10 protein-coding genes are annotated in these 13,964 nt (G+C 42.9%); 9 read left to right on the top strand and 1 reads right to left on the bottom strand.

The window, feature by feature from the left end:
* Window positions 1-45: 45 nt before the first annotated feature.
* The 9 genes from GXP65_RS15855 (at window position 46) to GXP65_RS15815 (ending at window position 12,149) form a co-directional block, all read left to right on the top strand.
* Window positions 46-138, top strand: a complete 93-nt coding sequence (locus GXP65_RS15855) for a YnhF family membrane protein (protein WP_005444835.1) — start codon at window positions 46-48, stop codon at window positions 136-138.
* 18 nt (window positions 139-156) lie between these two features.
* Window positions 157-1,287: a patatin-like phospholipase family protein gene (locus GXP65_RS15850; RefSeq protein ID WP_045379041.1), complete on the top strand. Its 1,131-nt coding sequence runs from the start codon at window positions 157-159 to the stop codon at window positions 1,285-1,287.
* A 225-nt stretch (window positions 1,288-1,512) separates the two neighbouring features.
* On the top strand, window positions 1,513-3,750 hold the full coding sequence (locus GXP65_RS15845) for an inverse autotransporter beta domain-containing protein (protein WP_162093233.1): 2,238 nt from the start codon (window positions 1,513-1,515) through the stop codon (window positions 3,748-3,750).
* Between the two features lie 12 nt (window positions 3,751-3,762).
* The gene (locus tag GXP65_RS15840; RefSeq protein ID WP_162093232.1) at window positions 3,763-4,497 is read left to right on the top strand and encodes a hypothetical protein; all 735 of its coding nucleotides are present in this window, start codon (window positions 3,763-3,765) and stop codon (window positions 4,495-4,497) included.
* A 75-nt stretch (window positions 4,498-4,572) separates the two neighbouring features.
* Window positions 4,573-5,472 (top strand): hypothetical protein, encoded by a 900-nt coding sequence (locus GXP65_RS15835; protein ID WP_162093231.1) that lies wholly within the window; start codon window positions 4,573-4,575, stop codon window positions 5,470-5,472.
* Window positions 5,473-5,898: 426 nt separating this feature from the next.
* Window positions 5,899-8,493 (top strand): hypothetical protein, encoded by a 2,595-nt coding sequence (locus tag GXP65_RS15830; protein ID WP_162093230.1) that lies wholly within the window; start codon window positions 5,899-5,901, stop codon window positions 8,491-8,493.
* Window positions 8,494-8,578: 85 nt separating this feature from the next.
* The gene (locus tag GXP65_RS15825) at window positions 8,579-10,228 is read left to right on the top strand and encodes a carboxylesterase family protein (protein ID WP_162093229.1); all 1,650 of its coding nucleotides are present in this window, start codon (window positions 8,579-8,581) and stop codon (window positions 10,226-10,228) included.
* A gap of 666 nt (window positions 10,229-10,894) precedes the next feature.
* Entirely contained in the window at window positions 10,895-11,656 is a 762-nt protein-coding gene (locus tag GXP65_RS15820; protein WP_162093228.1) for a winged helix-turn-helix domain-containing protein, read from the top strand.
* A complete protein-coding gene (locus GXP65_RS15815; protein ID WP_050912751.1) occupies window positions 11,619-12,149 on the top strand; it encodes a hypothetical protein in 531 nt (176 codons plus the stop codon). The genes GXP65_RS15820 and GXP65_RS15815 overlap by 38 nt, the downstream gene beginning before the upstream one ends.
* A 94-nt stretch (window positions 12,150-12,243) precedes the next feature.
* Here the strand turns inward: GXP65_RS15815 and pyk are convergent, their stop codons facing one another.
* Entirely contained in the window at window positions 12,244-13,686 is a 1,443-nt protein-coding gene (pyk, locus tag GXP65_RS15810; protein WP_162093227.1) for a pyruvate kinase, read from the bottom strand.
* Between the last annotated feature and the right edge of the window lie 278 nt (window positions 13,687-13,964).

The raw sequence follows: 13,964 nt of genomic DNA, 5'->3' as shown, positions 1-13,964 counted from the left end.
ATTCACACTGGTGTTATTAATTTGTTACAACAAAAGGAGGTGTCTATGGAACACGATCTAAAATCAGCCCTACTCATCGTCGTCACGGTATTCGCAGTTTTACTCTCTTTTGGCATTATTGCGATTACTACGGCTTAAATCACTGGCACTGCGCCTATGATACGTAACAGCGGTATTATCACTGACAGCCATACAGAGCTAAACGTCGACGTTTATGAGCACTTTAGAAATGGCAAAACAGCCCTTGTCACGCAAGGAGGAGGGCAGAGAGGGATTTTTACCGCTGGAGTACTAGACGCATTCCTTCTCTCTAACTTTGACCCGTTTGACGAGTTTTATGGCACCTCTGCTGGTGCACTCAACCTGTGTGCTTTCCTTTGTCGTCAACATGGCATGGGTAAGTCCTTCATTACAGACCTCACCACATCTGATCAATTCTTTAATCTATTCCGCTATATCCGTAAGAAGCAGTACCTTGGCTTAGAGTGGGCTTTAGAAAGAATTCAAGATTACCCTTACAAGCTGGACTTAGACCTTGGCCGTTTGGCACTAGGCGACCGTGGAGCATTTGCTGCAGTAACCAATGTCGATACGCTCTCTGATCAGTATCTTCCAATACTCGGTGCGGATTGGGTAAGCACTATGGTGGCGACTTGTGCAATCCCAAAATTGTATCAAGGTCCTGTAGATGTGAATGGTCAGCGTTTTGTCGATGGTGGCGTTTCTGCCTCTATTCCTGTGCAAGAAGCTTGGCGGCAAAATGCGCGTAATATTATTGTGATTCGTACCGAACCTTTCTCTGAATCCGAAGCAAAAGTACAAAGTGAAATTGATGATGACAAAGTCGAATGGTATCGCGAATCCATCAATTCAGTACAAGAGTCTTGGCAAGTTAAAGTGAATCAATGGAAAGAAGATTGGAGTGGCTTTCTTCAGCAGAAAATTAATGCTGCGCATGACTCTAAACTAACTGGTGGTAAGCTGTTAAATGGCGGACGCTGGTTGTTTGGGGCTGATAACTTATACCGTTTAAGTCACCTAATTGGGGAGAACTTTGACTCCGGCTTAGCGGATATGTTGATGATTCACTACCAAACCTTCGAGCTGACTCAAGCATTCCTATCTACACCTCCGGATGACACGTTTATCCTACAACTCGCCCCAAGAGAAGAATTGCAATCCTCCTCTTTAATGAGCGACCCAGAAGCATTAGAGCATGATTATCAACTCGGATTACAAACAGGCTTTAATCTTGTTCGGTTGTATGACGAGTTATCTAATCAGTAAGCCTTTAGCATGAGCACTTCATTGGGTTGCTCGGATTGTGGGCTGTTTTTTCTTCCTTAACCTATAAAACCTATCTGAAAGTTCTCAAAAGAGTTTACGAAACTCCCTTCAAATAAATTCAAGTTATTGATTTATAATATTTTAACTTTCTTTATCGTTGAATTACCTAGTGATTCACCATCCTTGCATTAGATTGCGTATAAATTTTTTATCGTTCTATACGCCATGCTATTGAAAAGAATTATTCACTCTTTATTTGTTCTTTCCTGTTTGCCTATCTCCAGTCATTCGGTTTTAGCTCATGAGAAAAATATTGTTGATGAAGCAAGCCGCGAGCAAGTGTCGCACTCTGCTTCAAAAGTTGAGAAAAACACCGTTGTTATCTTTTCATTTTATGGAGACGAAGAGAGACAGCTACAAGCGCTGTTAAATTTGGGTACCTATTGTCGAGAGGATATTCAACCAAGTGGTGCAACCTTAATTCAATGCGGTCCATACACACCGGAATTATGGAAGATAGCGGAGCCTTTGGTGTATGAAATCACGGACAACAACTATCAAGTTACTGAGACGTTGATTGATGCTTTACCTAACTTAGGCTTACAAGATAACTCTAGTGATGAGGTGAGTCCTTACTTAAACACTTTTACTTCTGAGTTGGTTGCGATCAGTCAGCAGCAGTATGAAATGGGCAATACAAAGGCATACCAAGAGCAGCTGCCGTCAAGGCTCGTGGCCAATGGTGTTAGCACGACTGAGCAGTGGTTATCTGAACAATGGGAAGATGCCAATTTTGATATTGGTCTTTCGCTAAACAAAGGTAATCAATGGGCGTTTGATCATTTCGAAACACTACTTCCATTCTGGGATCAAAACGGTCGAGCATTATGGTTTATGCAAACAGGGGCGGTGTTCAATCGTGAGAACTTCCACGGGCGAGATTTTGCGCACCTAGGGTTAGGTTATCGTCAGTTGGATGATAGCCAGTTCTTCGGGGTGAATGGATTTTTCGATTACGATCTATCGCGTCAGCATACGCGTGTCAGTGTTGGTGCGGAATATGGCTTGGATTACGGCACATTTAGCACAAATGCTTACTTCCCACTCTCCAATTGGAAAGACTCGCCGGATCACTATGAAGGAATGAACAGCCTAGTTGAGAAGGCAGCGAAGGGCTGGGATTTGAACTTGGAGACGTATCTGCCTTTGGATACGCGCTGGAAGTTTGGTTTAACGGCGGGTCAATACCTTGGCCGTTACGTGGAACACAGTGATGGCAGTTTGCCATCGAAAAATCCATACCATTTCAGCTTGAGTACAGAGTTTCGTCCTGATCCTGCGTGGGCGTTCTCGCTGGGCTATCAAACTGAGCAAGGCGCAAAGGAGCAATGGATTGCAGGGATCAATTATTCCTTATCGCTGAGTGGTCTCTACGAGGGTGAGCGACGCTTGTCTCAACAGAGTTTACTACCGAAACCGGAGCGATTGACTGATTTTGTTCAGCGTGACCATAACATGGTGCTGGAGTACAAACAGAAGTTTGCTGAGATAAGTATTCGCCTACCGGAAAGTGCACTCGTTACAGAGTTGAGTCAGCAAATGCTCTCGTCTTGGATGGAAGTCAAAGGGGGCGCCGATATTGTGTCATACCAGTGGCAAGGTGATGCGGCGAACTATCTTAATGACATACAAGCCTCAAGCCCAACATTTATCGCGCCAGCCTATCGTTATGACGCTAACAATACCTTGTCACTGTCCGTTTCTTACAAGTTGCGTAGTGGGCAAATAAAGCAGTCCAACACAATGAAAATCACAGTAACGGACAGCAAAGTTCTTGAATCCTTGGGCTTTTCACCTGCTAGAGCCGTTGCCGGTGAGCGAATTACTGCAACCGCGAAATTAAGCGTAGCGGCAGCAAGTGCGCCGATTGCGTTTGAGCTTTCTGCTGAGAGCTTACTCGGTCTCAATATTAATGGTGAAGTCCCAATTCTCAAAGATGGTCAAACCACGATTATCGTAAATACGACAACCGATGATGAGGGCGTGGCTGAATTGGTTCTCCTTAGTGAAGAAGCCAATAAAGTGAAAATTACGGCCATTTACCACGATGACCGAGACCACGCTAAGCAGGGGATAGTCGAATGGGCTAAGGCTAAGCAATACCAGATCAAAATATTCAGAGGGCAGCAAGAGATCATTGGCTCAGGGAATGAGAGTAGCGACCCTTTGTTTACTCATCACACATTGACAGCAGAGCTGTTTGAAGACGGTGAGTCGATTAATGATACGTCGAACTTTGCATTTCAATGGTGGCGACGAGCCCATGATAAGTCAGGTGATTTTGAAAAGATTGCAGGGGCTTCAGGGAAAAACTATCAATTGACTGGTGCTGATCAGGGCTTCCAGATCAAGGTTACGGCCAATCAGAAAACAACAACCAATCAACAAAAAATAATCAAATAAAAAGAGAGTATTATGAAGAAAACAGCCATTACACTTGGGCTTCTTTTCAGCGGTTTCACAGCAACAGCAGCTTGGGCGATTGAAAGTAATGTCACTAAACCAGTACAGGGTCATCAACCAACCGTGACGGCTCCGGTCATTACAAAAACAGATATCAAGTGGACGCCGGCGCCAATCAAAGTGGAGTTCAGTGTTCCGACTCATGAAGATACTGACAATGATGACATCACTTCTGTGACGTATTGGCTACAAGATGCCGGAGGTACCCAATACGGCAAGGAAGAGAAAGCTGATATTAGTAAGTTGAATGGCGGCGCGATTGAGTTCTCAAACTTCGATGAGCTAAAAAACAAAAAACTAACACTGGTTTGGAAAGTTCATACTCAATATGGTTACCCTTCAGAAACGCTTGTGTCTGATGAAATGACCTCTAACGAATTCAATGTCGCTGCGGAAATGGATCTATCCATCAGTGGTGTTTATGAAGTTGGTGAAACATTGACGGTACACGCATTCGATGGTGCTGATGTCGATCTGAATATCGCAGATGTGACGTTCACGCTGGCAGAAAATGAGACCGGTGACACAGCGGGTCTATACCCAAGGGATCAAGCAGAAGCGGCTCTACAAAGTGAGCTGAATGATTCTGGTAATGACCTAACATTCAAACTCACTAAAGAGCTTCAAGGTTACACCATCACTGCGTCTATGAACGAGGCGCCAATCACTCGTGCTTCACTGCGTTAATTTCGTTTAATTAAGCTTTAACCAATTACCAAGCGGGCTGTTTTCAGCCCGCTTTCTCTCTATGAGGGTACAACCATGATACGTCAATCATTCATCACTATTTTGGCTCTTATCTGTTCTTGGTCTGCGATGGCAGAATGCCCTGAAAACCAAGTGTGTTCGAATAATACGTCAGCCATCGCAGGCCACGGCTATCCAACCGGTATGCCTGAATGGAATGTCGCGCCGAGTGAAAATAACACCATAGGTACCGGCTCCATTTCCGTTCTTCCGATTCAAGAGCTCGATCCTGATGGTGATAAGGTCATTGCCGATTCAAAAACCTACCAGTGGTGTAATGATAAGGGAGACTGCTTCGCGAATTCGCCAACCCTGACCATCAATCCATCGGATATTGACAGGGTGTTTGATAAAGGAGTGGGTTTTAAGCCTCTGACCGTGAAATACAGCGGCAAAGTTGAAAAGGGCTATCCGGAAGCAACACGCACCTTTGAAAGTGAACCGTTACCTGTGGCGCTAGAATACCCGCCAGATGGCACTAAAGGGATCTGTTATGAGGCCGGCGATAAAGCGGTGCAGACGATGGTACTTTCTACTTCAGCAACTGGGAATCATACCCATTATTTAAAATTTCCAAATATGGCGCTCGGTTCATTACCCGGAAAATTGAGTCAAGTGGATAGTGCTCAGGGGATTGATTTTACCAACGCTGTAAATGCTTTTATCCCAACCTTTCAAGAAAAGGCCTTACCTGAACAATTAACCGTTCAATACTGCCATGACGATTGTAAAGAGTGGATCGAGTTTAAAGTGACCAAAATCCATCCCGGGCCTATGGCGCCAACCATCTATTCTGCTCGCAATATGGGGGTGGTATCCGACGGCGTGACTTTACACGATTTTAATTTTCAAATATTAGCCCAATCCAGTACGGACTATCGCACGAACATGGTGCACTGTACTCAATTTAATTAGTGTCTTGCCACCAATTATCCATCGATGAAAATGCCCTGATTCTGGGCATTTTACACATTTGCGTGTTACAAAATGACGAGTTGCCCATGCTCCTTTGCCCATAACATCACAAGTCATTTATCTTAGTTAGCCCGACCTACATTGTTCGGCCTGCCTGATTCTAAGATATTGAATTACATAGTCATAAAAGAATCTCATAAAACCTAAACTAACGGTGAATCGCTGTATTTCCTAGAACGGAAAGTGGGATACTTGCCCTGTCTTTAAATTGCATCTTACCTTTAGATTTTTTGTGAAGTAGGGCGAGTTAGTTGCACCTTTTAACCCGTGCCGCTTAACAAAAAACATCGTGCTCTATGTGGTTTAAAGACGGTTTTTATACCCATTTTAAATACTGTTGTTTACAACTAGAGAGACTTAATTTCTATGAGATTAACCCCTATATACGCGGCGCTGCTGACCAGCTTGGCCGGCGTTTCGACTGCGTATGCTACGCAAGTCACGCAAGACATTGCTACTAACTACGGTTCTACCAATATCGTTAACAGTCAACGATGCCTTAATAATAACCCCCACGGCGCAAGCGACTTTTGCATCGCTAATATAAACCCTGAAGGCTTAACGCTGAACCCAGGCCAGCAGATCACCGTAGTCACGCCAGTGTCATTCCCAGCGATGAGCTGGTGGGACGAAATGTCGCCAAGTCTTGTAAAGATACATGGCTCAGATGGGAGTCGCTCTGAATGTTCAAGTTTAGGCAATAACCAATGGTCGTGTGTTTTACCGAACAGTGGTTTTCATTCCAGTGGCCTACGCGTTGAGATTCGTACAGAGGGCTTTCGCGCAGGTTGGGGCGGTGACCTGACTATCGACGACTTAGTACTGGACGCTCCTGAAATTGAAAATGCCTCCGCAACATTTGAACCGGCGAAAGACGAGAAGCTGATCCGAAACGGTAAAGTGTGGCTTGCTACTGAAACGCCAATCGAGGTGACGTTAGATTTTGACCTGGTAAAAGGCAACGCAAGTAGCTTTGCTAATCAACCTATTCGAGTTCTGCTGCAAAAGACCATTGGCACTGGTGAAGATAACACCACTGCAGAGTGGGTGACATTGACGGGTCAAAGCCAAAGCATTGTTAGTGGTCACAACAAGATAACGGGACAAATCAAACCGTCAGAAGGTTGGGATAGTGAGGCGTTTTACACTGCAACTCTTGGCTACAAACTGAATGATAACGACACGCCAATCACTTTTGTCGATCCACAAGGTTTGACGACGATGACGGGCCAAGGTGCATACTTAGACGCTTCTCCGATGCGCATTGTCGATTCAAATAACCAAGACAGCCAGTGTGTACTGACACAAGGTAATCCACAAACATGTGATTTGGTTGCTAATGGTAGCGAAGTGCGTTTAACAGGCGTTAACGTCTGGCAAGATGCCGATCATCCGCAAACAATTGACGTCAACGGCAATCACAAGCAGACGTTAACAGGTGGTCATGTAACCACAGATGTCCCTTTTGATATTGAAACCACAGGACAAAAGACATTCAAGTGGAACAATGTCACAACGGTAGTGACTTACAATACAGATACAAGTCAGATTGTCGTTACAGATACTGACCCAATGAATGATGTAGTCTATCAAGGTTCCTACATTAACGGCGCGGTAACATCAATTACAAATAAAGGGCAACAAAGCGAGGATCGTGAAGTTAGAAATACCGGTATCCGTTTAGCATTAGATACGCTAGACCAAAGCGCGATTTCAGGTCTAGAGAGTGTGACATGGTCAGCAGAATATCCGCTTGTTGAGCTTGTAAAAGTTTACGCTCCGGATCTTCCAAACCCAGTTGAAGAAGGCTTAAAGCTAGTCGAGAAGACGATTAACAATAACATCTTGGCGAAAGCGGTTGAGTTCTCTGAAGATGGACAATTCTACCTCGATGTCGCGACTCTGAATGATTCTATTGTCGATGTTGCTGCCGATTTCGGCGGCGAATACGCACAATATTTCCCTCGTTTTGCCAATGTTGTTTTACCACTGGATCTCGTAGCACATTACCGTGTAAATAGCGTTGATAAGGTGCAGTCAAAACGATTCAATATTGCCATTGGTGATAGAGGGAAACGTATTCTTAACTTTGCAAGTGATGGCAGTGTCAAATGCCTAACAAATACTTACGGTCAATTTTCTTTTAAAGACTGTGATACTTCTAAGCCAGTTAGCGAAGATACCGATGGCAACGTATTATTTAAGTTTATTCCCGCTAAATTAGGCACTATTAATCACCCAACGAATGTCTTTCAAATTCGCTCGATGGATCCTATTGCTGCCGCTGACGATTGTTTGACTGTCAAAGGTTATAAAGTATCTAGTGAAAAATGCAGTGTGGAGCATGGTTCCTCGCAGCTATTTAGTTTCCGAGCGCAATCTGAACAACATCTAGAAGAATCTATTGTCGCTTCAGGAAATACGTCAGAGATGACAATTGCTTCAGTTGAAGATGGGCGTATTTTCGATAGAAGTGGCGGTGGTGTTGATTGGACTGTTAAGGATGAGCTCATTGTTTATCCAAAAAATGGTGACAAAGGTACGCCAAACCAATATATGTATGTATCTCGTTTCGGAGTACAAAATGGAAATAAACCAACTACCGTTCCGGTAGACTTAACCATGAGATGCCAAACACACAGCCCGACTCTTGGCTTCTCGAGTACGATATCTCTAACCGCAACCAATAACTCAGATTATGATGCGTATGTGTTTATTAACTGGGATATGCGTTGGGAGCTGATTCGTGCAGGAACTACCAGACAGGTTGACGAGCGAACGATGCATATGTTGTTCCCTTTTGATCAAGTATACCGCTTTGGCCGCGACATGAACCCAAATAATCCATATTTTGCTCTACCAGCGAACGAAACGGCTTGTCAAGATGGATTTTTACAATCAGACCTTGATTTCACTGAGACTAAGAAAGGCTACAACGCTTGGACTGAGCTACCAGAATAATTGATCTGTTCTTTTGGGGGAGGGATGAAAGCCTCCTCTTATTTTCTTAGTCATTTTACTCATTGATTTATAGGTTCGGTAAACCATGAAAAATACACTTTATATCTCGATTACCAGCTCGCTTTTGGCTCTTAGTTCTTCAGCAATTGCTTCGCCACTGGCGGAAATTGACGGTGCAACGCTTCAGGGCCTCATCAATTCACCGGCTGATTATTCTGCACAAGTTGATGCATTTCTTGGCGTAAAATACGCTTCTGCTGAGCGATTTAGTGCACCACAGCGTCATCACTTTATTACTGGCGAGCATTATGATGCGACGGTTACGGGAGATATTTGTCCACAAGTGCCGCATACCATGGAAGCTAATGGTGTTGTACAAGAAGCACAAAGCGAAGATTGTTTGAATGCAAACATCTGGCGTCCATCTGACATTGCTAACGATGAAAAACTGCCTGTTTATGTGTTCATTCACGGTGGCGCATTTGAGCTAGGTTCTAGCACCGTTGAGCAGTTTGATGGTGCTAAACTGGTTGCAAAAAACGTTGATGAAGGAAATCCATTTATTCTCGTCAGCATTAACTATCGTCTTGGCATTCTTGGTAGTTTCTACAGCAGCGAGCACTCGGGTAACTATGGCATCCAAGACCAAAAATCAGCGTTAAGTTGGATTCATGACAACATTGGTAACTTTGGTGGTGATGCTGAGAATATTACTTTGTTTGGCGAAAGCGCTGGTGCGATGTCAATCGGCATTCAGTTAATGGATGAGAAACAAAATGCGCACCTATATCAACGCGCTATCATGGAAAGCAACCCATATGGTGTGAAATACAAAGATGCCAAATCGGCGCAATGGTTAGCTGAGCAGGTAAAAGACAAACTCAGTAATGATCAAGATATTCAAACTGTACCTTTTGAAGAGATCATCAATATACAGTCTCAAATGAAGGCGGCGACAACGCAAATGAATAACTTGATGACAATTACGCCAAGTACATCTGGCCTGTTGGCTTGGGCGCCGTATGTCGATGGAGAGACCATCCCATATCAGCCGATTGACCTACAAAAAGTAGAGGGAGTAGATGTGACTCTAGGCTTTAACAAAGATGAATCCAACATCTTTGTCGCTCCTTTCGATGTGATACTCAACGCGCGTGGTAGCTATAATCTTTTGGTTGATGCATTCTTTGGTTCAGGCAAAGGAAAGCAGTTGCGCAATTTGCCTGCATTCCACTTAAACTGGTGGAACAGCACGCCTGAAAAGCGAAAAAACAACGCCCGAAAATTGATGAATCAAGTTTTATTTATGTGTTCATCGCAACATGTTGCGCAAAACTTGTCGTCAAACCAAACAACAACCTCGCTGTACCAATTTAACTATCAACCAGACTTTGCCTTATGGCCGGATTACTACGTGGAGAGCTTTACAAAAACATGCTCACCGTCAGAAACATCTTGTCATGGTGCTGAACTGTCTTTCATCTTCGGAAATGAGGTGAACGCAGTATCTGGCCCTACCGTTTTTTCTGAAAAGGATCACCAAGCGAAAGACGTTCTTATGTCCAACTGGCTGAAGTCGAAGACATTCGAACCATATTCGCAAGAGACAGACAATATTACGGTATTTAACGAAGAAGCTTACTTTAATGTAAGTGGTGATTGGGATAATACGAAAAATGGTAATGTGTGTTCTCAAGTTAATGAAATAATGAACAGTAATACTAAGCTTTACTAACGCTAATTATCAATATCATAAACTTTAAATGGCAGCTTGGATTGCTGCCATTTTTTATATTTTAAATTTTTAAAGTTGTCGTAAGTATGTCTTTTGAATTCTTTTTTGAAAAAATAAATTTAAATATTAAATTGGTAAAAAGCCTTGAAGATTTAGTGGTAAGGAAAAGGAGAAAGAATATAGGTAACGCAGGCTCAAGCTTTAAAGAAGTTGATGGTCACCTCTCCGAGATAAAATACAATGTATATCTTAATGAAAAACATCAACGGAATATTGGCACTTAGAAGGCTTACTGCTTGTTGGGAATGATTATAAATTACGAAAAACTTCTTCTTTCACTGTTTTTGTTGATATTTATTTGAGTTATTGATTGGTGGTATTTTGGGGCGGTTTTTTATGAATCAGTGCAGGTAAAAAATTAAATTATGGTAATTTACGGTAATTTACCGTAATTTTTTCGGTTTAATAGAGCCTTATTGAGCGTTCTGTTGCTTATTTATTCATTGAACAATCCTGTTTCCGCGATGTTTATGTGATTTTTATCGGTTATGCATTTTTACTCTTATCAAAGTTTAGATTTTATGTGTGGTTGATTAGGTATTTTAATGTGGGTATCATGCCGCTCGTCTCAAAAATATAACAATGTTTTCAGTAAGGTATTAATTCGTGGATGTTAAGTTTGACAGCTCTGGGAGTCGTATCTTTTATCGTCAAAAAAGTGTTTTCTTACAACCCAATGAGCTAAATCTGGCGTTATTACTTTTAAAGAATAAAGGGGATATTGTTTCTAAAGAAGAAATCTTACAAACCGTTTGGAAAGATAAAGTCGTTACAGAGGGATCAATTAAAAGAAGTATCTCTTTATTAAGGAAGTCTATATCCGAAATTGGTGCGAACGTTGAAATTATCGCGCACAGAGGGTTGGGATATAGCTTAAATACACCTTTGAATATTTTTGTCGATGGCTCATTTATCAAATTGGACAATATTGAGAGCGTCGCATCAGGGACATTTTCATTTTTCAAGCTTAAAGCACAAACGATAATTCTTCTGTTGATTGCATTTAACCTTTCTGCAAGTGCCTATTTTCTATTCGATCATTTATTCAAGCCCGGACTTTCACAAACCACACCTTATTTAGAGGAAATGCTAATTTCTCCTAGCTATGAGGTGGTCACTACTCATGAGGGAGAAGTAGCGAGCGTGAAGTTGATTTACGCTAAACGTGACCATGTTCCTCAGTACTTATGGTCAGCATTAGAAAGTATTAATGAGAATATGGTTGTTTTCTATAGCCAAGAAAAAGGAGAGGTCTATTTTTCATTGTTCATTAATAACTCTTCAAGTAAAAAATATGCACATAACTACACACTTTCGATAGACACTGCTGATGAAAAAATTAAAGAAATTCTTAGCCAATTCAAATAAGGCGCATACCGCTCTCGTATTGAGCTCACTGCTACTTTTAGGTTGTTTTTTCCTCAGCAAATCGGAGGGCGAGCAACACAATCTCAAGTTTATTTACAATTACAAAGTGTATGAAGAAGAACATGGGAAGATAAAACTGGATATCTTGAGCTCGATGGAGTTTAGCAATAATCAGTTTTCTGTAATGCAGTTCTCCTCGCCGGGCACCGAAGACTCACTCTTGCTCTCTTTTGACGCCAAGATACTCGATCGCAACAAGAATAAGTTTGAGTTCTGCTCTTACAATATTGCCGTTAAGAATACGAAAGAGGCATTCAGTGAAAGCCTAATTGAGAAACACTTTTTTGATATGTCCCAAGTGGTCACTGATTTAAAAAGAGACAGTTCGAGACCTATTTCTGTTGAGTTCTTCAGCGAAGACGTTGTCTTAATCACTGGTGGTTTTTTCAATCGTCCAACGTTGATATCGCGTTCCTATCCTTCGGAGACGTAAGAAAGACTAAGTTTTTCGAACGAGATAAAAAGAGCCCTTTAATTGAGTATATAAAATAAAGGGCTCTTTTTGTTTGAGAGGGGAGTAGCCCTGCTTATGCCGACAAGATACGCATGCAGTTTGTGGAGCCCACAACGTCCATCACATCGCCCTGTGTGAAGATGACTAGATCGCCTTCATCCAATAGACCTTGTTCTTTCAATGTCACGATCGCAGCATGAGCTGTCGTCAAACCAGCACCGCCTTTTGAGTCAAAGAATACGGGTGTAACGCCACGGTATAATGCTGCACGGTTTAGCGTTGATTCATTGCGAGACAGGGCAAAAATCGGTAGGCCAGAACTTAGGCGAGACATCATGAGTGCTGTTCGGCCCGACTCTGTGAGCGATACCATCGCCTTCACGCCTTCCATATGGTTAGCGGCGTACATGGTCGACATCGCAATAGTCTCTTCTGCGGTCGCAAACGTGCGGTCCAATCGGTAAGTCGACAGACTTGCTTCCGACATCTTTTCTGCACCCATGCAGACTTCTGCCATGGATTTAACGGTTTCTACTGGGTATAAACCCGCAGCCGTTTCACCTGAGAGCATAACGGCGTCTGTACCATCAAGCACGGCGTTGGCAACGTCCATCACTTCTGCACGAGTTGGCATTGGTGCGGCCATCATAGATTCCATCATTTGGGTTGCAGTGATAACAATGCGGTTTAAGCTACGCGCACGGCGGATCAGCTTTTTCTGTACGCCGATAAGTTCTGGATCGCCAATTTCTACCCCAAGGTCGCCACGCGCCACCATGACTACGTCAGAAGCAAGGATGATGTCATCAATTGACTCATTGTTTGCGACGGTTTCTGCGCGCTCTACTTTAGCGACAAGTTTTGCCTCTAAACCAGCATCGCGAGCCAAGCGTCGTGCGTAGTTCATGTCTTCGCCGTTGCGAGGGAATGAGATTGCTAAGTAATCAACTTTGATTTCAGCCGCCGTTAGGATATCGGCCTTGTCTTTGTCTGTTAGTGCATCTGCAGACAGACCGCCGCCTTTTTTGTTGATGCCTTTGTTGTTGGAAAGAGGGCCTCCAACAGTGACGCGGGTATGAACTTTATTGCCTTCAACGCTGGTTACTTGTAGTTGTACTCGACCATCGTCAAGCAACAGAATGTCGTTAGGTGAGACGTCTTGTGGCAGTTCTTTGTAATCTAAGCCAACGGACTCTTGGTTGCCTTCGCCTTTTGGTAAGTCGCTGTCTAGCGTGAATTTATCACCCACACTGAGGTGAATTTTTCCATCTTTGAATGTGGAAACACGAATTTTAGGGCCTTGAAGATCACCGAGAATAGAGACTTGGCGACCAAGTTTCGCGGCGATGGCACGGACTTTTTGCGCACGTAGGATGTGATCCTCACTGGTACCGTGAGAGAAGTTCATGCGGACGACGTTGGCTCCCGCTTTGATGATCTCCTCAAGGACATTGTCTTTATCGGTTGAAGGGCCAAGCGTTGTGACAATTTTTGTTCTTCTTAATATAGAAGTCATAGATTCTCCGAAGAATGCAGGTGTAGGGTGAGATAAGTCGAATTCTATTCTCGCTAAGTATATGCATAGTGTGTACAGATTGTTCGTATTCAGGTCAAAGTACTGAAAAAACATCCTGTCGCAGGTATTGCTACCTAATTTGACGAATAAAATAAGTCATTTTTCAAACAATTTAACAGGAGTAGATTTCTCGTTATTTGATTGAATACACAAACAAACATGTTTATACGTGATGCTTGTCACGGGGATTTATCAATTCACTTCACAATTACTTCGCA

The organism is Vibrio sp. LB10LO1, assembly GCF_010092875.1.
Taxonomy (GTDB): domain Bacteria; phylum Pseudomonadota; class Gammaproteobacteria; order Enterobacterales; family Vibrionaceae; genus Vibrio; species Vibrio campbellii.
The sequence above is the reverse complement of the archived record's forward strand: the minus strand, read 5'-3'. Positions and strand labels throughout refer to the sequence as shown.

Coding starts and splice junctions, on each gene's coding strand:
- GXP65_RS15855 (WP_005444835.1), top strand. CDS start 46: ATGGAACACGATCTAAAATCAGCCCTACTCATCGTCGTCACGGTATTC.
- GXP65_RS15850 (WP_045379041.1), top strand. CDS start 157: ATGATACGTAACAGCGGTATTATCACTGACAGCCATACAGAGCTAAAC.
- GXP65_RS15845 (WP_162093233.1), top strand. CDS start 1,513: ATGCTATTGAAAAGAATTATTCACTCTTTATTTGTTCTTTCCTGTTTG.
- GXP65_RS15840 (WP_162093232.1), top strand. CDS start 3,763: ATGAAGAAAACAGCCATTACACTTGGGCTTCTTTTCAGCGGTTTCACA.
- GXP65_RS15835 (WP_162093231.1), top strand. CDS start 4,573: ATGATACGTCAATCATTCATCACTATTTTGGCTCTTATCTGTTCTTGG.
- GXP65_RS15830 (WP_162093230.1), top strand. CDS start 5,899: ATGAGATTAACCCCTATATACGCGGCGCTGCTGACCAGCTTGGCCGGC.
- GXP65_RS15825 (WP_162093229.1), top strand. CDS start 8,579: ATGAAAAATACACTTTATATCTCGATTACCAGCTCGCTTTTGGCTCTT.
- GXP65_RS15815 (WP_050912751.1), top strand. CDS start 11,619: ATGAAAAAATTAAAGAAATTCTTAGCCAATTCAAATAAGGCGCATACC.
- pyk (WP_162093227.1), bottom strand. CDS start 13,686: ATGACTTCTATATTAAGAAGAACAAAAATTGTCACAACGCTTGGCCCT.